Origin of the sequence: Pinibacter soli, assembly GCF_029961145.1 — a bacterium.
In the GTDB taxonomy this organism is placed as follows: Bacteria; Bacteroidota; Bacteroidia; order Chitinophagales; family Chitinophagaceae; genus Pinibacter; species Pinibacter soli.
Genome location: NZ_JASBRG010000002.1, coordinates 15320 through 35604 on the forward strand (window position 1 = coordinate 15320; position 20285 = coordinate 35604).

Below are 20285 nucleotides of genomic sequence, written 5' to 3' on the forward strand. Positions count from 1 at the left end.
AAACATTCAGTTATTCAGTTACTCAGTTATTCAATTATTGCCGTCGCTTCTATCTCCACCAAATAATCCGGATCAATCAGGCCCCTTACTTCAATCATTGAGCAGCAGGGTTTGATGTCTTTAAAAAACTCTCCGTGAGCTCTTCCATATTCTTCCCAGCGGGAAATATCGGTTACGAATAAACGTGTTCTTATAACATGCTCAAGTCCCGCGCCGGCCTGCAGAAGTACTTTTTGTATTTTCTCGATAGCAAATTTTGTTTGCGCATATGCGTCATCGTCACCCACAACATCTCCGTCATCATCAACTGCTACGGTGCCTGTTACCTCGATAACGTTACCCACTTTTACAGCGCGACTGTACCCTACAATATCTTCCCATTTTGCGCCTGACGAATAATTTGTTCTGTTGCCCATTTGTAACGATTTTATTTTATTTCAATATTCGCATCTGTGATCATCGCTTCGCCATTAAGCTTAAGAAAAACCTGCGCAACAGTCACTACATCTTTTTGACAATAATTTACGATCCGCTCAATGTCTTTCAAATTCCAGTACACCTCGCCCACCATGCTTCCATCAATATCATCTTTTGGAGTTGGTACACCAAGGCTGTGCGCCATCAGCTCAAGCGACGTATAGTTTTTATAATCACCAAACTTCCACATTTCCATCGTATCGAGGTGTTTTATTTCCCATGGTTTTTTGCCCTGCATATTTAGCCCGCATGCAATGGGCAGTCCGTTTATGATCAAGCGGCGGCAGAGGTAAGGAAAATCAAATTCTCTACCGTTATGTGCGCAGAGGTATTTATTGTCATCGCTTGCCCATTTATTCAGCATTGCATTGAACTCTGTAAGCAATTTCTTTTCATCATCTCCGTAAAAGGATTTCAGCGATATTTTTCGTTCTTCCCCGTGCCCGGCAATAAAGCCGCACGAAATGCAAATGATCTTTCCAAACTCAGCATAAATGCCGGCACGCTGATAAATGGACGCCGCTGTATCGTCTTCCTTCCCGCGCAGCAAAACATCTGCTTTCTTTTGCCACAAATGCTTCCAGCCTTCTGGCACAAGATCATAAGTCGGGAACTGAGAAACGGTTTCAATATCTAGAAATAGAATATTCTGTATGGGGAATGTCAATGGCATACGCTAATTTAATTTGAAAATTTGAGGATATGATAATTTGAAAATTCTTTCTGCACAACTTCTCATTTTTCAAATGTAACTCTCCAAATATCGGAAGGTAAATAATGAATTCTAAAAGACTCACTTAAAGAATTTTCAAATTCCCACATTTTCATACTTTCAAATCCATTGTGCAAACCCATTCAAGCGAGAATCACGAAACTTAAAAGCAATATTTACCAGCAACAAGTCGTTAAACCTTTACTGTGGCAGGGAGGACATCAATCACCAAAATTTTGAAGTTATATTTTTGTTGCTGATTTTTGACAATTCTATCGTATCTTTTAATAACGTTAGTTGCCATATTTAAAAAAGAAAAACTGCATTAAAAACTTGAAATCAAAAGTATCTGCTTTTGAGGCACTTTATTGCAGCGTGACGAATGAAAGCCAAGTTTAAATAGAAAAATCATGACAGCAGAACATCAGCGACTGACAGTAAACGCAAAGAAACCAGTGCCGTTAGAACAATGGGGACCTTATTTAAGTGAGCGCCAATGGGGAACAGTAAGAGAAGATTACAGTTTATACGGAGATGCGTGGAACTATTTTCCACATGACCATGCATCCTGTCGCGTATATAAATGGGGTGAAGATGGCCTGGCTGGAATTTCTGATTATTTTCAAAACCTATGCTTTGCCGTTGCACTTTGGAATGGTAAAGATCCCATACTTAAAGAACGCTTATTCGGACTAACTAACAGCGAAGGCAATCACGGTGAGGATGTAAAAGAATTGTACTACTATCTTGACAATGTGCCTACACACTATTATATGCAATTCCTGTACAAATATCCGCAGCAGGAATATCCATACAATAAACTTTTATCGAAGAACCGCAAACGCAGTAAGGCGGAAACAGAATATGAACTGCTGGATACCGGCATATTCAATAACAACGAATACTTTGACGTATACATTACATATGCAAAACAGGGGCCGCAGGATATTTTTATAAAAATCGATGTTAAGAATCGCTATCATAAAGCTGCTGAAGCAACAGTACTTCCAACACTATGGTTCCACAACAGATGGGGCGAAGGTGGCGATGAAAAAAAACCAAGCATCACATATAACAATAAGAGTTCTGTTATTGCAGAGCACGAGCGCCTGGGCAAATACTATTTTTATTTTCAACCTGCAGATAGCTGGTTTTTTACAGAAAACGAAACCAATAAGGAAAAGGTAATGCATTTGCCAAATGAAACGCCTTTTGTGAAAGATGCATTTCACAGGGCCATCATTAACGGCGAGAATGTTGAAGCGTTGCATAAAAAAAAATCGGGGACAAAATTTGCTCCTGTTTACAAACTGCATGTTCCTGCCGGAGAAACAAAAACAATTTATTGTCGTCTCTCAAAATCGGCACTGGACACACCTTTCGGCCATGGCGCGGAAGACATTTTCAAAACAAGAAAAGAAGAAGCTGACATTTTCTATCGCTCAATATTGAAAAGTGATCCGCAGTCAGATCTTTTCCAGGTGCAGCGCCAGGCGTTGGCGGGATTGCTTTGGAGCAAACAATATTACCGTTACGATGTAGAAAAATGGCTAACTGTACCTGATGGCCTTTCTCCTATTCATCCGAACAGGAACCAGGGTCGCAACCATTTGTGGCAGCACGTAAAGAACCAGGATATTATTGCCATGCCGGATAAATGGGAATATCCGTGGTATGCCGCCTGGGATCTGGCTTTTCATTGTATACCAATGGCGCTTGTTGATGCCAATTTTGCGAAGCATCAATTGCTGCTCATCATGCGTGAATGGTACATGAAACCGGATGGGCAAATTCCTTCGTATGAATGGAACTTCAGCGATGTGAATCCTCCTGTTCATGCATGGGCGGTGATGCAAGTATACAGGATAGAAAAAGAAAAAACCGGCAAAGGAGATATCGTTTTTCTAAAAAGAATTTTCCAAAAGCTGATCATCAATTTTACATGGTGGATCAACCGCAAAGACGTTCGGGGAAACAACATTTTTGAAGGAGGATTCCTTGGCCTGGATAATATCGGTGTGTTTAACCGAAGTCATTACTTTACGCCGGAGATGAAGCTGGAACAAGCCGATTGTACTGGCTGGATGGGCATGTATGCCTTGAATATGATGGACATTGCACTGGAAATTGCGGTAGAAGACATTGGCTTTGAAGATGCCGGAACCAAATTTTTTGAGCACTTTGTCTTGATTGCAGAGGCACTTAATGAACATACCATGTGGAACACTGAAGACAAGTTCTTCTACGATATCCTCAATCTTCCGGGCGAGGCACCAATGCCTTTGCGCATCCAATCGATCGTTGGTCTTACTTCGTTATTTGCGGTGTCGATCATCGAAAGAAATACGCTTGACAAGCTGAAAGATTTTACCAAGCGCGTTACTTGGTTTGAGAGCTATAGAAAAAAGAACAAACGTTTCTGGCCAAATGAAGAGCGTGGTGACAGGGAGAAAATATTGCTGTCTCTCGTTCCCCGCGAAAAACTTACTTATTTGCTGGAGAAAATGTTGAATGAAGATCATTTCCTATCCCCTGGCGGAATAAGAGCATTGTCAAAATATCATGAAGCAAATCCATACAGCGTAACCCTTGGCGGAATTGACCACACCATTCAATATGATCCGGGAGACAGTACTTCTGATATTTTTGGCGGAAACAGTAATTGGCGCGGACCCGTGTGGATGCCAATCAACTATCTCATCATTCAATCCATAAGAAAATATGGAAAGTTTTATGGCGAGAGCGTGATGGTAGAATATCCCACCGGCAGCGGCAAGAAACTAAACCTGGAAGAAGTGGCCGACGAATTGACACAACGTGTCATCAGTTTGTTTGAAAAAAATGAATATAACGAGCGTCGCTACAATGGTGACTATAACTGGTTCTACAAACAAAAAGGCAACGAGAACTTAGTGTTATTCTACGAATATTTTCACGGCGATAGCGGAACAGGACTTGGCGCCAATCACCAAACGGGATGGACGGCTTTAATTGCTGATTTGATCAATAGTTTAACGCACAAGAAAACAGCGGTAGCAGCTCCACTGAGTTTGTTTGAAGAAGCGGAGGTAAATGTGGAACGCTTAACGCCGAATGTGTAATACAATGAGCCGCGTTTCGTGAAGACGCGAATTATGACATAGGCAAACAAAAAAGACAGAGCACAAACTCTGTCTTTTTTTATTTATCCTTCATTTAAACAATTACTCCTGTACTACAAGACGGAAGCCATTTCCGTGGATGTTAACGATTTCAATTTTTTCATCGTCCTTTAAGTATTTGCGCAATTTCGCAATGTACACATCCATACTTCTACCGTTGAAATAAGTATCGCTGCCCCAAATCTTCTTCAACGCCTGATCTCTTGGTAGCAGATCATTCAAGTGCTCTGCGAGCATTTTCAATAATTCGTTTTCTTTAGGAGAAAGCGTTTGTGTTTTGCCCCCGTGGCTCAGTTCACGCAGTTTTGGATTGAAATGATAAGAGCCGAGATTGTATTCTTTATTCTCCTGCTCTTTGTTCAGATCTTCATTGCGTTTTAAGATCGCTTTTATTTTTAGTAATAAAACTTCACTGTCGAACGGTTTAGTAATATAATCATCTGCGCCAAGTTTGTACCCCTGAATGATGTCCTCTTTCATTGTTTTTGCACTTAAAAAGAACAAAGGAATTTCAGGATCTACGTCGCGGATCGCTTCTGCAAGTGTAAAGCCGTCCATGTGTGGCATCATAACATCCAGAAGGCAGAGGTCAAATTTTTGACGTTGAAAAGCTGCGAGACCAAGGCGGCCATCTCTTTCCAATACTACATCATAATCGTTTAGCTCAAGGTAATTTTTCAAGACCAATCCAAGGTTCTGATCATCTTCGCACAATAATATTGTTGCTTTCTTATCTTCCATGATTATACTTGTTTAGTAGAAAATAAAGTTAACCCATTTTTGCAAGGGTCAAAAGAGGTGCGTGTAATTTTTTGTTAAACCAAGTTGGGGCTAACGCTCAATGCTTAACGCTAAAAGCCTGACACAGGTGACTCAGCATTGGCTGCTGCAGCGGTTCACGTCTTCACGAACTGCCAACAGCAGAGACTATAGAATGGTTCGTGAGGACACGAACCATGGCGTTTGCGCTTTGCGTTAAGCACTAACTTTGCTTAAAATCTAATGCCACAATGCATATCACAAACGACAATAAAATAAAAAAACTGATAGTAATTGGAGATCGGGTATTGATTCGTTTAACCAAGCCCAATGAGCGCACCGAAAGCGGCTTGTACTTACCGCCAGGCATACAAGAGAAAGAAAAAGTACAACAAGGCTATATCATTAAAACCGGGCCGGGCTATGCAATTCCTGTCCCAACAGAAGACGAGCCATGGAAACAGGATGATGACAAAGTAAAATACATTCCGTTACAAGCCAAAGAAGGCGATCTCGCCATCTTTCTTTTAAGCGGCGCCACCGAAGTGATCTACGAAGGCGACAAATATTATATAGTACCACAGGGTGCGATTTTGTTGTTGGAAAGAGAAGAGGAACTGTAGGACAATTAGGAATTAATAAAGAATAATTAATAGGGTTGATTGCGAAATGGCTTGCAACCCTCAACAAAATTTGAGATAAAGCAAAGGCGGCATTCAATACTGAATGCCGCCTTATTAATTATTCTTTATTAATTATTAATTACAAGCCAAGCTTATCCAGCACCACCTTCGCCATTTTATAAAACGCTTCGTGGCTGTAGCCGGCAATGTGTGGCGTAACGATTACGTTGTGTTGTGCGAGTAGCCAATCCAGTTGTTCTTTCTGCTCTGGTGTGTATGTGTCGAGCTTTTCATTTTCCAAGACATCTAATGCGGCCGCAGTTATTTTGCCATTTTTCAACGCATTGATGACAGCGGCTGTGTCATGTACCTTGCCACGACAACAATTGAGGAAATATGGTTTCTGCTGAAGACTGTTGAAGAAATCATCATTCGCCATGTGGCGCGTTTCTTCTGTTAGCGGTACGTGGAAACTCACAACATCTGCATACCTGCCGATCTGTTCAAGATTTGCTTCGTGGATATTGCCTTTGGCAAAACCATATTTGTATTTATCATAAGCGAGAACGGTAACGTCAAAAGAAGAAAGGACTTTCGCAAATGCCTGTCCTGTGTTTCCAAAGCCAATCAAACCAACTGTTCTTCCAGTAAGCTCAGTACCGCGATTGGCATCACGGATCCATTTCCACTCCCTCACCTCCTGCTGGCTGATGGAAATTCTGTTCATCATGTTGAGCAATAGACCCAGTGCATGTTCGCCCACAGCGTTTCTGTTTCCTTCGGGACTGCTTTCGCATTGGATGTCTTTGCTTTGCGCATAAGGAACGTCGATTAGTTCCATGCCGCTGCCTAATCTCCCAATCCACTTAAGTTTTGAGGCGGCATCCAGTATGTTTTTATCGATTTTTAAACGGGTGGTAACAATTAAACCATTGACATCAGCAATAGCGTCCCTTAACTCATCGTACGTTATTTGCGGAGCATAAATCACCTCATATCCATTCTCAGCAAGTCTTTCTTTCAGGTAGTCGTGTACTTTGGCAGTTATAATGGCCTTCATTGTATTAAGTTAAAAAGTCAAAATTAAAAATTCAAAAGTCAAAAACTGTTTACAGCTCGACCTTTTTGACTTTTTACTTTTGACTTTTAATTTCTAATTGTTAGTAGTTCATTAAAAAAGTGAGCTTCGCAAAATCCTCAATCGTCAATTGCTCGGCGCGTTTATTAAAAATTTCGTCTTTCAATACCTCGGGAGTAAACAACCCTTTTACGGCATTGCGTAATGTTTTACGGCGTTGGTTAAACGCAGTTTTAACGAGATTAAAAAATGCTCTTTCACTCTTCATTTCAGGAACGTTTGTTCTCGGCACCAGTCGAATAACGCCGCTCATTACTTTGGGTGGTGGGTTAAAGCAGTTTTGATGTACATCAAATAAGTATTCAACCTTGTAAAAAGCCTGCACCAACACACTCAACACGCCGTACACTTTATTGCCCGACGGTGCGGCTACTCGCTGAGCCACTTCCTTCTGGAACATACCTACTACAATCTCAACATCTTCTTTCCATTCCAGCACTTTAAAAAGTATTTGCGTGGAAATGTTGTACGGGAAATTTCCAACTATAGTAAACTTGCCTTCAAAAGGCTTGTCAACGTCCAGGAAACTTTTGTGAATGATCTTGTCCTTTAAAACGGGGTATGTTTTATGAAGAAACTCTACCTTTTCGTCATCCAGTTCCACCGCTTTAAAGGTGATATGCGGAATTTCGATCAGGTATTTCGTCAGCGCTCCCCCGCCCGGTCCCACTTCCAGCAATTGATTGAATGGATGCGTCTGCAAGGAACTGACAATCTTTTTACAGATATTTTCATCCTTCAAAAAATGCTGACCCAGGGATTTTTTTAGTGTATACATGTGGGGCAAAAATAGGCAAAGTTAGCGGGGAGTGGAAAATTGAAAGTTGAAAGTTGAGAGTGCAATGACTGAATAACCGAGTAACTGAATAACTGAAGCTGAATTTTGGCCTTGGCCTATAGGTTCGCAACACCCTACAGCAACTAACAACCACAAACTAACAACCGCACTTTCAACTTTCAATTCTCCATTCTCCATTCTCAACTCCCTACTAATTCCTTACCTTTAAGCCTCAAATTGTTTTTACAGCATGCATACAACTTCTTCTGAGCAGCACAAACCGGTTATCGGGATTTCTTGCGGAGACCTAAATGGCATTGGTTTGGAGCTGATTATTAAGGCTTTATCCGACAATCGCCTTCTAGATCAATGTACTCCAATTGTATTTGCATCAAACAAATCGATCAACTTTTATCGTAAGTCACTATCAGATATAAACTTCAATTACCAAAGCATTAAGGAGTTTACCCGCATCAGCCCCAAGCAGGTAAATATTTTCAATTGCTGGGAAGAAGAGGTTGCCATAACGCCCGGACAGCTAAATGAAATCGGCGGAAAGTATGCGGTTAAATCATTGACCGCTGCCGTGGAAGCGTTGAGAGACGGTCATATCGACGGACTTGTAACGGCGCCGATCCATAAAAAGAATGTGCAATCAGAAGATTTTAACTATACAGGGCACACACCTTATTTAAAAGATGCTATGAACGCAAAAGATGTTTTGATGTTCATGGTAGCAGAAAATATAAAAGTTGGCCTGGTTACAGAACATTTGCCTATTGCTGAAGTTGCAAAGCACATTACACAGGAAGCAATTCTTTCCAAATTGGCAATTATGCACGAAAGCCTAATCAAAGATTTTGGTATTGACAAGCCACGCATTGCTGTCCTTGGTCTTAATCCACATGCTGGCGATGAAGGCCTGATTGGTAATGAAGAAGAAAAAATAATTAAACCTGCCATCCAGGCTTTCAGACAAAACAACAATGCCTTGGTGTTTGGGGCATACAGCGCTGATGCATTTTTCGCAAGAGGCATGCATGAAAGGTTTGATGGAGTATTGGCTATGTACCACGACCAGGGATTGATTCCTTTTAAATCATTGGCTATTGGTGAAGGAGTAAATTTTACAGCAGGCTTAAATGTTGTCCGCACGTCACCTGATCACGGAACTGCTTTTGATATCGCCGGAAAAAACAAAGCTTCTTATACATCTTTTGTGGCTTCAATATTCAGCTGCATTGACATTGCATCTGCAAGAAAAGGATATACCGATAGAAACCGAAATCCATTGAAGAAGATCACTGCGAGCATTTTGGCGAATGCTGTCGATGAGAGGATAGACCTGGAGTAGTTGTTAGTACAACCGGATAATTAATGTTCAAAATAATTACGGCCAGATCAGGAATGATCCGGCCGTTTTAGGTTTAAGGGATAAGCACAATCTTTATTGAACCCAGAATTCTGTCATCGTAATTTTTTCTTTCGTCAATTTCGTCACAAAGAAGAATTGGTACAACTCCCAAAACCATACCCTTCTCCCAATTCGTGTGTACCAACGCATGGCACTTCGCAACCTTGCTTCTTTGTGGAAGAATAGTCTCTTTAAAGCACTGGGTCTGGTTTGCATAATTATTTCAATCAGCTTCACATAGATAATCACTATCCAAGGCTGCAAATATTTAGTAGCCATTACCTGGTGTTTGTAATCCCATTTTCGCTGATCGGTTAAGATAATTTCTTTGTCTTTTACATCTTCAAAATAAGGCGTCCATTTGTGCGGCGTTACGTACAGCAATTGCACCTGATCGGGATCGTAGGATAACAACTGCCTTAAGCTATTGTAAAAATCCCTGGTTCTTTCCTCTCCAAAACCAACCACATAGGTAGCCATTGACAGTATACCATGTTCACGCAAAAGCTGAATGGCTTGTTTATCTTTTGAAACAGTACCAGCTTTCTTAATTCTTTCAAGAACCACTTCATCATAATTTTCAATTCCCAATAAGAAGCGCTCAAAACCTGCCTGCTTGTACAAATGAAGAAACTCTGCATCACGCACGATGTTATCTGCACGTATCGAACCAACTAATATCAGCTTCATTTTTTTTGCAATCAACGCTTCAAGAAACTGGCGCCAAGCTTTAGGATTTGAAGAAGGATTTTCATCCGCAAAATTGATCACTTCAACGCCATATTTTTTGTGAAGCATTTCTATTTCATCTGCCAGCAACTGAGGATCACGGTGCCGCCATTTTTTCCAGAACAAACTTTGTCCGCAATAAGTACACGGATAAGGACAACCCCTCGAAAACTGTATCACTACGGCCTTCCGTTTTCCCCAATAAGTATAATTGTAACCATCCATGAGTTCCCATGCGACACGAAAGGCATCAAGGTTTTTAATGTTTTCTGCAGGTGCGGTTTTAATTGGAACGCCATTAAGTTTAAATGCCAGCCCCTTGGTATTTTCCAAACAGCCACCCTTTGCCAATGCCGTAATAAGATTCAAAGTAATTTCTTCGCCTTCTCCACAAACGATGTAATCGATCTGCGGATTCTGCTCAAGAATTTGCTGCCAGTGGTATGTCGGAAACACACCACCAATAATAATTTTGATCCGCGGATCTATAATTCTTACAGCATTTGTAATGTCGTTAATGATTGGCTGCGCAGATGTTGATCCTGAATGCCCAAGCATGATTGCGTCGGGTTCGTGTGTTATTATCTGTGACACGACCTGGCTATTTTTCAAAAAATAATAGTCTGCGTCCAGCAATTTCACTTCATGCCCTGCATCGATCAAAGGACCGGCAATTGAGAGTAAGCCGAGTGGCGGCAAATGTTCCTTTGCCATTCTGCTTCCTATCGATAAGTGCGGAGGATTAATAATTAAAATTTTCATATCGGTTTAATTTGGGATTAATTTAGTTGTTAGATGTAGCTAAAATTTGAAACACTTGAAGGCTAACAACCAACAACTATCAACGAACAAATTTATTCAACTTCTCTACTCATCTTCTTCAATCCTGCATACAACAAGCTGAGGAAAATGCTCCAGCCGGCAACCATTAGCCACACCTCCTTATTCTGTACCGGATGATAAATGATGCGATATATGTCGCGAATCAATTCAAATGGATTTGATATGATATCCCAACTGTTGTAACGCCAGTATCTCCCAATGTAAATGCCAAGAGCATTGAGGAACATTATAGGATAAATAAGCACCCAATCGTTCTTTACTGACCACAGCACATTGATCATCTTTTCAATGTGTCTGATAGATAGAATGCCAAGCAGCAAACCGTTCCACGCGAAAGACATGATTAGCAAAAGGTCGAACCACAGGGGTGTAGCGTGCCATTCACTTAAATGAAAAAGATCTGTGATGATGTAAAATGAATTAGGAACAAAGAGCAGCCACACGACAAACAGCACGCTGAACAGCCATTTGTTTTGTATGTGCACAAAATTCCTGGTCATTAATCGCGACATAAAAAACGGAACGAACGCCAGCAACAAATTCCAGCACAAAGACAAAAAGGTTATTTTACCTGTATGTAAAACCCTCACCACGGAAAGAAAAATACTGAAGCAGCAACTGGTAAATAAAACTTTTTCTGCTTCATTTTTTATACTGCAAATGCGCTGAATATTTCTTGATAAATAAAGTATGCGTGTCATAAAAATTTGGGAATAAAAATGATTAAAGCAATGATGAATGAAATGACAGCAGCAATCAGCACGGCACCGGCGGCCATGTCTTTTATAAGTTTTACATTAAGGTGCATATCGGGATGCAGGTGATCCATTATTTTTTCAATGGCAGTGTTAATGAGCTCCATCGTCCACACAAAACCAATGCACAGTAAAATGGCGATCCATTCCGCGGCAGCAATTTTCATGTAAAGAGAAAAAGCAACAACAGCTATTGTGGCAATAAAATGAAGCCATGCATTGTGTTCATATTTTACAAATTTCACAATGCCATTGAAAGCATAGGTGAATGCTTTACATCTATCGGCTATTGAAAATGGTTTGCTTTGCATTTGGAAAGTCATTTAGTTGTACAATTGCTTAAGTTGTTAATTTGTTGCCTGTCTGAAATACTTAGGTATTGTTTCGCAATTCTATTCTCCGGGTTTCTGTCTAATGTGTAAAGGGTTAAAAGGAATAGCCATTCAAGGGGCTTCATCAAAAAGTAAATAACGTCCGACACAACCTTGATATTAAAGACGCCATAATAGCGATGAATAAAATTCCCAACTTTGTTGTATTGTCCGCTAATCAACTTATGAGCACGGGGAGCCTTTTCCTGTAGCAATTCTTCAAAGGCATTAGATACCAGTAATTGTCTGTTGCAAATAATAAGCCCGCCGTGTCTCACGCCGAACCTTTGAGGTTTTACCACCTTCTTATGGCCCTTAGCTGCAACGGAACAAAGATAATGACCGCCGCACTCAACATTGGCGCATTTGTAATCCCACTCGGAAAAGCCATGCTTATAGGTATCCGTGAAGGCCCTAACCAGTGAGTCCGGCTTCTGCCCTGCCAGCAAAAGTATTAATACAAGGATCGTTAAAATTGGTAAACATAGAATGAGGATGATTGGATATTTTAAAAAAGGCTGGAGGGTTAAGATTTGCCACGCTATGCGTTCAAACTTATTCTTTGTATTCGATTTAAGCTCCTGCGATTGCTCAATGAAAAGGCGATGATTCTTTACAAGCATCAACAATGCTAAAAGTATAATCGGCACATTTCCTGCCAAGGCCATCCAGAATTCTTCTGTATGAAATGCAATAACAACATTTAATACGATACCAATAAATAAAAAAGCGTTTGTCATTATTTCAACTACAGGAGTCGCAATTCGCACGCGATAGGCTGAATAAAAATACGCGGTCAAACAAAATACCATTACAACCGCCACACTTAACTGGTGGTCAGGCGAAAAAACCGCACTGTCGCCACAACAGTCATTAAGACTTCCAAACCCTGCATACATTAGCGGTAAAACACCAAGCGAAAGAACTTCAACTATTCGCATTAAATTCCTGTTTACTACCCTGTTTCCAGTACGTAAAAAACCAATAAAATCAATTACCACAGCAAGTCCCGGCAATCCGAAGGTACTCAGAAGGATTACAAAAAAACCAAATGCTCCCATACAGGTTATTATTTATTGAGGGTTAGTGATCGATAGCAATTGTTCCATTCGTTTTATTTCGCAGCGGTTTTATTAGCATTCGAAAAATATTTTTTCACCTTGCTATCCGCATAGTTCCACGATAGCCATGAATATTGCTCCTGGTCTTTCAAATATCTTTTTACTCGCTCATCAATGTTCTCCTCCCGCGTGGGATCGCTGGCGACGAAAACCTCTTTGTTTTCATATAACACAGGCAAAGTTCGATCCGATAAACCAAGCAGAAAATCAGTATCCAATAACGCGATCTCATTTCTGTGGGCAAGATTGTATCTCACCATCGTTACGTCCCAATTAACCCATGTTGCTACAACCAATAGAAACACTGCTGCCCAGGCATTTACCCTGAATAAAAAGTAACTTGTTTTCGTAGCATACACTTTTATAAACACGGTAATCAACCCTACTAATACCATCAACAAAAAGAACAAGACGCCTATTCTTTTATACGCCAATCCATAATGCTGGATATAATAATAATCGCGCAGTAATACCGATAATACAAGAAACGCGTTTTGGAATATCCACAGGTAAGTTCCATATTTCAACCATTTATTTTTTTTGTAAAAATTCAAATTGCCTTTAAAGAAAAACAGCATTACTGCCATTGCAAGAATAATGGAAACTATAAGCAATCCTGTGCCTTCATGCACCAGTTTGTACAAAGGTTTGTCGGGACTAAACTCAAAGTTCATCCACACATAATTTATGTCAATGCAGTTAACGAAAAACAACAAGGCATTTAATAACACCAGACTTATCACGCCGGTCAGGTTTTCATTCTTCAACCCGATAATAGAAAAATCCTTTACCTGCATAGGTTGCATCATGAATTTTCTCTGCACCGTCTTTTTTCTTCTTACCAATTCATCGCTGTGGGCGATATCGGTTACGCTGAAGTAATTGATTCTGGTTTTCGCCAATAAAGAGCCAATGATGTAGAATCCAAAAAGCGTAAAGAATATTCTCTCCGGTTTGAACACGAAAAAGAAGCGCTTAAAATTTATCTCCAGCCAGTTGGCTATGTTGCCCACAATGCTTGCAAATACACTGTTTGCGCCGGCATAAATAATGAAGAACACAAAAGCGATTGCCACGGGAATAATTGAAAACTTTACATACTTCGCCCAATTTGATTTGCGCTTCTTTTTTCCGCTAAGTGCGCCACTTACGGTTTCCGCAAGGTTGCCAATAAACAAAAAGAAATTCAGAAAAACAGAACCACCTGCATACCACGCCGAACGATGCGTATATTCAGCAAACCCAACAGTTAAGAGAAGCGTGCAGATGAATGCATACTTCGTAAGCACCGTGTTATGCAATAAAAGAGTGCCAAGGCAAACCACATTAGCCACCAATAACCAGCGTACAATCACATTTGCCCTGGCGGAAGGGTACAGATAAAACAAAGCCGAAATAACAAAAGCATCAAAGAAGACGGTATTGAGTGCCATTAGTTCGCGATAAAAAAGAATATTGAATAGAAAAGCTCCTATTACATATAAGGTCAATTTTCGTAGCTGTTCGTTCATGAGATTTGTTGTTTGTTATATTAAAAGCACTTTGAGTTACAAAGTCCATGTACAAAAAAAATCACCCTAAGGATTTAATCATTTTTTCCAAGGCCTCCAAATGCTGTTTGAATGCTTTTTCACCAACCTTGGTGATGGAATAAGTTGTGTTTGTTTTACGCCCTATAAAACCTTTCTGCACTTTTATGTAGGTATTTTCCTCCAGCGTTTTCATGTGTGAAGCAAGATTACCATCTGTTACGCCGATCAATTCTTTAAGCTCATTAAAATTCACCTCCTCATTCACCATCAGGGCACTCATTATGCCAAGGCGAACACGGCTGTCAAACACTTTATTTAAATTCTCAATCGGATTTTTCATGTTACGTTTTGAGTTATGAGTAATGAGCTATGAGTTTTTACCCGTAACGCCATGCCCCAAACTGTTCTTCATCATTTTCAATTTTCAAATTATTCCCTTTCGTATTTCCACCACATCACCAATCCATACACAATGTGCAAGATACCAAAACCTATCGTCCACAAAATAAGTCCAGAATGCAATAACCAGCAATTGATCATGCCGAGCAATATTTGTGCATATCCCAAATACCTGATCTCACCAATTGTGTACTTGCTTCCGTTCACAAGCGCCACACCATAAAAGAGCAAGCAAGTGGGGGCAATCAAAGTGTAAAAACCAAGGTCAATCATTTTTAAGATCAACACACCTCCTGCAACCATAGGCAAAAGAGTGTTCCAAACCAATCTGCGGGCACTTGTTCCCCAAATCGCAACACCAGTTTTTTTGCTTCGTATATAGGTGAAAGTGAAAGCCAGTATTAATGCAGCCGCCAAAACGGCAAGAGCTATTAAAAACAAATTATACTCCAGACTTTTTACAGAATAATATCTGCTTTCAACATCCAGTTTTAAAAATGAATTCAACTTTTCATGTGCCAGCCATGCGCCTATCAGCGCACAAACCCCGGCGCCCACACCACTCCATCCGCTCAGGCTTATGAAGCGGCTTGAGCGCTCCATCATCTTTTTAATGTCCTGTAAAGTATCTAAAGGCTTAGATGAAGTATCCATATAAAAGTACTTTGAAAAACAAAGTAATGTAAAAAAAGCGAACACTCCAAACGTTTTAACGTTTTGTTGCTTGCGAATCAATGCTGCTTGCCCGGTAATTAATAATAAAATCACTGCCGATTTGAACAAATGATTGACTGATTTTGTAGTTTATTCAACTATCTAAACACTCATTTATTCTGGTAAGCCGTTATTCACTTAGAATCACTCAGTTATTCAATAATTCAGTAATTCAGTTATTATTTTCTGGCGTACTTTTGAGGATGCATCGTCCTTTGAAAAGTATAATTATTTCAACCCTTCTTTTGATCGTATCATGTACTAGTGCTTTGATAGGCTTTTCCCAGTCGAAAGTTATAAAGGGTTATATCAAAGATGGCTTGAGCGATGAGCGTATTCCTTTTGCCTCAATTGATTTCATTAATGCCAAATCAGGTAAATTAAGCGACTCTTCCGGTTCCTTTACTTTCTATTTTGATTCCTGGCCAACCGATACGCTGGAAGTAACTTATGTTGGCTATAAAGACTATAAACTTTTTTTAAGCCACGAATACATTCATCAAAATGCAACAGGCGACACTCTTTTTCTTGTAATACCGCTAGATCGTGGTAAATACGAAACTGCCGTTGTGGTAAAAAGAAAAATAGACCGCGGATTACTAATGTGGAAGCGGATAGTAAAACGAAAACCGTATAACGACCGCTACAGATTCGACAACTATTCCTACGAATTGTACAACAAACTGGAACTGGATTTTAATCGTATCAACAAAGAAAGACTAAAAGAAATAAAACTGCTCAGGCCTTTCGGCTTCATTCTTGAAAATGCAGACACATCTAACGGTACAACTTTTCTCCCGGTATTTTTAACTGAAACTATTTCGGATTACTACGCCCAAAAAAGTCCTTTTAAAAGCCGTGAGATTATCAAAGCAAGCAAAACGCTGGGTGTAAAAAATGAAAGCATTACAAAGTTCCTGGGTGGTACCGATCAAAACGTGAATATCTATGCAAACTTTATCCCGGTTTTCGACAAACAATTTGTAAGCCCGCTTTCAGACAATGGTGATGCTTATTACCGCTATAGAGTTTTGGATACGCAATATGTAAACAAGCGCCGTTTAATACACCTTTCATTCGCACCAAAGCGTCGGGGTGAAAATACGTTTGAAGGTGATTGCTGGGTACATGATACTACGTTTGCTATTCAAAAGATGAATCTGTTTTTATCCAAAGATGCGAACATCAACTTCGTTGAAAAGCTAAGTCTTATCCAGGAGTATTCCATGGTCAATGATTCGTCGTGGTTTATTTCAAAAGATAAGTTTGTAGTGGACATTGCTCCTATAGGCAAAACAAGATTCGGGGTTATAGGAAGAAAAACGACCACCTACCGGAATCCGCAATTTGATCTTCCGACCATTTCGGACGCGATCAACCATAACAAGATAAAACAGGAAGTCGTAATTGAGCCTGATGCCCGCGACCAGGCAGATTCATTCTGGAAAGCCAACAGGCATGAGGAACTGAATAAGAATGAAAAAGCGATCTATTCAATGATCGATACGCTGCAAAAAATGCCACTGTTCCAAAAGTACACAAACACCATTTCTTTCCTTGCAACAGGTTATAAAAGTATTGGTAACTGGGATATCGGGCCGTGGTATAATTGGTTTACATACAACAGCCTTGAAGGTTTCCGCACACGTTTTGATATCAGCACGAATTATGGATTCAATAAAAATCTTTTACTGCACGGTTATCTTGCTTATGGTTGGTCGGATCATCAGTTCAAGTATAAGGCCGATGCCATGTATATCTTCAAACGTAATCCGCGATTAAGTGTTTATGGTTCGTATACAAAAGATCTTGAAAATGGTCAGATCAATTACGGCGAAATTAGTCCGGATAACATTTTTGCCATTGCTATACGCAAGCCGGGCGTTCCGCTAAAGTTCATGAAAGTGGAAGAATACAGGCTTGAAATGTTCAAGGAATGGACCAGTGGTTTCTCTATAACGCCTGCGCTTATACGCAAAAGGTTTGATCCGGTTCAAAATCTTCCGCCCAAAAGCCTGTACGATGATGGTTCGGGAAATTCACTGAACAATTTCGAAGCATCCATCATGTTCCGCTTTGCTTACCTCGAAAAGTTTTTGGAGAGCCATTTCTATCGGGTAAGCATGGGAAGCCCTTACCCTATTATTGAGTTTAAATATTCTAAGGGTATCTCGGGCGTTTTTGGCAGCAACTACGATTATCACAAGTTGTTTGGAAGCGTTTATGATTATATAAAAATTCCGCCCTACGGTAGCATTTATTATAATTTCTTCGGCGGCCGTACCTATGGCACGTTGCCTTACATGCTGCTGGATGTAGTGCCGGGAAATGAAATTTATTATTACAACAAATTTGCGTTCAGTTTAATGAACCGTTTCCAATACATAACGGATCGCTATGTGGGTGTTATTTTCGAACACAATTTCGGAAACGGCTTGTTCAGGTTTATCCCTTTAACACGAAGACTTAAGTTCAGGCAGTTTTATAACTTTAAAATGATCAATGGAAACCTGAGCAAAGAAAACTACGACCTGAACTTTAACAACAGCTACAATAGTTTCCAAACCCTTGGCGGCAAAACCTACATGGAGATCGGAACAGGGGTTGATAATATTTTTAAATTCTTCCGTCTTGATTTTGTGTGGCGAGTATTGCCAACGCCTTTACCGGAAAACCATATTGAAAGATTTGGAGTGTTTGGAAGCTTCAGGTTAGGCTTCTAGTGATTGACCGAATAACTGAATAACTGAAGTGATCGCTCTGCAAGGCTTGTAGCCTTGCAGTTTTATTTTATTGCCTCCCGCAATACTGTTATCGTCAAAGACGATAGAATTGTGCTGCAAGGTTACAAGCCTTGCAGAGCGGAATGCAAAATTGAACTTGAACATTTCAGTTATTCAGTTAATCAGTTATTCGGTTATTGTCTCTCGGAAAAACAAAAGAGCTCAGGCGTTTCCACCTAAGCTCTCCATTTAAGCAAGTAGTTTCCTTTTTATACAAACTTTAAGGCGTTGTAGTCTCTTCATGCAGTGCAGCGGAAGTATCGCCCAATTGACGAATGTCATTATTAAGATCTTCGAGTAAAGTAATTTTTCTCATCAGTTGCTGGCGCTGAAAATTAAAAGCGTGAAGTTTGGTTTCTTTGTCTGCAACCAGTTGCAATAGTTGCTGATTTTCGTTATGCAAAGATTCCAGCTTCACCTGCAAAGCATCAAGATTAACAGTCCCGGCATTTAGTTTTACCGCAGATTCAGCTTCAGGCTCGGCCGTAGATTTTGATTTTCTTTTGCGAAGCTTTTCGATCTGTTCTTTTAGCAGCGCAACTTCGAGATCTTTCTCCTTTATTACTTCGATAGCTTCCTGCAATTGGGCAGCAGCATTCTCGGCAAATTGTAATCTCGCCTTCTCTTTATGAAGTTTCAGATTTTCGAGCTGGGTGGTTTCCAGCTCCACCTGTGCGTTGTCCAATTCTCTTACAGAGGTTTCAAGTCTTTCTTCCAGATTCTGATATTTCTTCTGTTGTTTCTCAGACTCATCGAAGTACTTCAGCTTCCACTCATCTGCCTCTGTTAAGGCATAAGGAGATTTATTCTTTTTAGGAAGAACATTATTTCGTCTTGATACAATAAAGAAATGGATGCAAAAGCCGAGAAGTACGGCGCATAGTTGGAAAAATATCATTTCCAACAATCCAATTGAAAGATGAATGGTAAGTAACATTGTTAACATAGTGTTCATACTCACGGAAATTTTAAATACCGTTTGGCATAAAAAATTGAATTCGATCTTTCAAAGGATTCCAGGGATTAGTGTATAAAAAAACCACCTTAAGGTGGTTTTCGTATGCGTAAAAATAAGTCGCAGCTTGCATATTAGCAAGTGGTATGGGCAAATTCTTTAATCTTTTACAAGTGTTCCCACTTTTTCGCCCAGGACTACTTTCAATAGATTTCCTGGTTTATTGATGTCAAAAACGATGATTGGCAGCGAGTTTTCCATACACAGGGTGAAAGCCGTCATGTCCATAACCTTCAGATTTTTGGAAATGCACTCGGCGAAAGTGATGGTTTCATATTTTTGCGCATCTTTAACTTTCTCAGGATCAGCGGTATAGATGCCGTCAACGCGTGTTCCTTTCAAAATAACATCCGCTTTGATTTCGATGGCGCGAAGTGATCCTGCGGTATCCGTGGTGAAATATGGATTACCAGTACCGGCGCCAAAAATTACCACTCTGTGCTTTTCTAAATGCCTCATCGCCCTTCTGCGAATGTATGGTTCAGCAATCTGTTCCATCTTAATGGCACTTTGCAAACGGGTATAAATACCTTCTTTTTCCAAGGCAGCCTGCACCGCCATTCCGTTTATTACTGTCGCAAGCATACCCATGTAGTCGCCATGTGCCCTTTCAATGCCGGTTTCAGCTTCATTCATTCCACGATAAATATTACCTCCACCTATCACAAGCGCTACTTCTACACCTACATCCGTAATTGTTTTTATTTCTCTTGCATATGCGGACAGCATTGCGGGATCTAATCCAAAACTTTTGTCGCCCATCAAAGATTCGCCGGAGAGTTTGAGCAGAACTCGTTTGTATTTAGGTTGCATTTTGCGAAAATAGTATTTTATGAGAATTGCAAAAGGAAATAGTTGTTAGTTGCCAAGCGATAGTTGTTAGTTACTAGTTGCCGCCCCGCTTCTAGATTGACGTAGAAATGACGAATATCAAACATGAAGCCTAACAACTAACAACAAT

General features: G+C 40.2%; 19 protein-coding genes. 4 read left to right on the forward strand and 15 right to left on the reverse strand.

Annotated elements, in window-relative coordinates:
- Window positions 1-26 precede the first annotated feature (26 nt).
- Both QJ048_RS03505 and QJ048_RS03510 read right to left on the reverse strand, forming a co-directional pair.
- Entirely contained in the window at window positions 27-416 is a 390-nt protein-coding gene (locus QJ048_RS03505; RefSeq protein ID WP_282332944.1) for a RidA family protein, read from the reverse strand.
- Window positions 417-427: 11 nt separating this feature from the next.
- Window positions 428-1150 carry a 3'-5' exonuclease gene (locus QJ048_RS03510; protein ID WP_282332945.1) on the reverse strand — a complete coding sequence of 241 codons (723 nt, stop codon included), beginning with the start codon at window positions 1148-1150 and terminating at the stop codon, window positions 428-430.
- A gap of 449 nt (window positions 1151-1599) precedes the next feature.
- Here QJ048_RS03510 and QJ048_RS03515 point away from each other — a divergent pair, with 449 nt between their 5' ends.
- On the forward strand, window positions 1600-4290 hold the full coding sequence (locus tag QJ048_RS03515) for an MGH1-like glycoside hydrolase domain-containing protein (RefSeq protein ID WP_282332946.1): 2691 nt from the start codon (window positions 1600-1602) through the stop codon (window positions 4288-4290).
- A gap of 102 nt (window positions 4291-4392) precedes the next feature.
- Here the strand turns inward: QJ048_RS03515 and QJ048_RS03520 are convergent, their stop codons facing one another.
- Entirely contained in the window at window positions 4393-5091 is a 699-nt protein-coding gene (locus tag QJ048_RS03520; protein ID WP_217790274.1) for a response regulator transcription factor, read from the reverse strand.
- 269 nt (window positions 5092-5360) lie between these two features.
- Between QJ048_RS03520 and QJ048_RS03525 the strand changes: the two genes are divergently transcribed.
- Window positions 5361-5732 carry a co-chaperone GroES gene (locus tag QJ048_RS03525; RefSeq protein ID WP_217790273.1) on the forward strand — a complete coding sequence of 124 codons (372 nt, stop codon included), beginning with the start codon at window positions 5361-5363 and terminating at the stop codon, window positions 5730-5732.
- A 139-nt stretch (window positions 5733-5871) separates the two neighbouring features.
- Here the strand turns inward: QJ048_RS03525 and QJ048_RS03530 are convergent, their stop codons facing one another.
- Both QJ048_RS03530 and rsmA read right to left on the reverse strand, forming a co-directional pair.
- Complete coding sequence (locus QJ048_RS03530; RefSeq protein ID WP_282332947.1) at window positions 5872-6792, reverse strand: NAD(P)-dependent oxidoreductase; 921 nt, start codon at window positions 6790-6792, stop codon at window positions 5872-5874.
- 100 nt (window positions 6793-6892) lie between these two features.
- Entirely contained in the window at window positions 6893-7648 is a 756-nt protein-coding gene (gene rsmA, locus QJ048_RS03535; RefSeq protein WP_282332948.1) for a 16S rRNA (adenine(1518)-N(6)/adenine(1519)-N(6))-dimethyltransferase RsmA, read from the reverse strand.
- Between the two features lie 250 nt (window positions 7649-7898).
- Here rsmA and pdxA point away from each other — a divergent pair, with 250 nt between their 5' ends.
- Window positions 7899-9002 carry a 4-hydroxythreonine-4-phosphate dehydrogenase PdxA gene (gene pdxA / locus QJ048_RS03540; RefSeq protein ID WP_282332949.1) on the forward strand — a complete coding sequence of 368 codons (1104 nt, stop codon included), beginning with the start codon at window positions 7899-7901 and terminating at the stop codon, window positions 9000-9002.
- 93 nt (window positions 9003-9095) lie between these two features.
- Here pdxA and bchE read toward each other — a convergent pair whose 3' ends face one another.
- From bchE to QJ048_RS03575, 7 genes are all read right to left on the reverse strand, one after another.
- Complete coding sequence (gene bchE, locus QJ048_RS03545; RefSeq protein ID WP_282332950.1) at window positions 9096-10553, reverse strand: magnesium-protoporphyrin IX monomethyl ester anaerobic oxidative cyclase; 1458 nt, start codon at window positions 10551-10553, stop codon at window positions 9096-9098.
- 92 nt (window positions 10554-10645) lie between these two features.
- Entirely contained in the window at window positions 10646-11335 is a 690-nt protein-coding gene (locus tag QJ048_RS03550) for a DUF1361 domain-containing protein (RefSeq protein WP_282332951.1), read from the reverse strand.
- Window positions 11332-11700: a diacylglycerol kinase family protein gene (locus QJ048_RS03555; RefSeq protein WP_282332952.1), complete on the reverse strand. Its 369-nt coding sequence runs from the start codon at window positions 11698-11700 to the stop codon at window positions 11332-11334. Before QJ048_RS03555 ends, QJ048_RS03550 begins: the two co-directional genes overlap by 4 nt.
- A gap of 8 nt (window positions 11701-11708) precedes the next feature.
- Window positions 11709-12821, reverse strand: coding sequence for a DUF6688 domain-containing protein (locus QJ048_RS03560; protein ID WP_282332953.1), 1113 nt, complete (start codon window positions 12819-12821; stop codon window positions 11709-11711).
- Between the two features lie 53 nt (window positions 12822-12874).
- Window positions 12875-14392 (reverse strand): DUF4153 domain-containing protein, encoded by a 1518-nt coding sequence (locus QJ048_RS03565; RefSeq protein ID WP_282332954.1) that lies wholly within the window; start codon window positions 14390-14392, stop codon window positions 12875-12877.
- Between the two features lie 61 nt (window positions 14393-14453).
- A complete protein-coding gene (locus QJ048_RS03570) occupies window positions 14454-14753 on the reverse strand; it encodes a winged helix-turn-helix domain-containing protein (protein WP_282332955.1) in 300 nt (99 codons plus the stop codon).
- A gap of 89 nt (window positions 14754-14842) precedes the next feature.
- Window positions 14843-15466, reverse strand: coding sequence for a hypothetical protein (locus QJ048_RS03575; RefSeq protein ID WP_282332956.1), 624 nt, complete (start codon window positions 15464-15466; stop codon window positions 14843-14845).
- Window positions 15467-15771: 305 nt separating this feature from the next.
- On the opposite strand from QJ048_RS03575, the gene QJ048_RS03580 reads away from it, so the two are divergent.
- Entirely contained in the window at window positions 15772-18249 is a 2478-nt protein-coding gene (locus QJ048_RS03580) for a DUF5686 family protein (protein WP_282332957.1), read from the forward strand.
- On the opposite strand, the gene QJ048_RS03585 is transcribed toward QJ048_RS03580, so the two are convergent.
- From QJ048_RS03585 to pyrH, 3 genes are all read right to left on the reverse strand, one after another.
- A complete protein-coding gene (locus QJ048_RS03585; protein WP_282332958.1) occupies window positions 18238-18414 on the reverse strand; it encodes a hypothetical protein in 177 nt (58 codons plus the stop codon). The genes QJ048_RS03580 and QJ048_RS03585 overlap by 12 nt on opposite strands.
- A gap of 115 nt (window positions 18415-18529) precedes the next feature.
- Entirely contained in the window at window positions 18530-19264 is a 735-nt protein-coding gene (locus QJ048_RS03590; protein ID WP_282332959.1) for a hypothetical protein, read from the reverse strand.
- 159 nt (window positions 19265-19423) lie between these two features.
- Window positions 19424-20137 (reverse strand): UMP kinase, encoded by a 714-nt coding sequence (pyrH, locus tag QJ048_RS03595; RefSeq protein WP_282332960.1) that lies wholly within the window; start codon window positions 20135-20137, stop codon window positions 19424-19426.
- Window positions 20138-20285 lie beyond the last annotated feature (148 nt).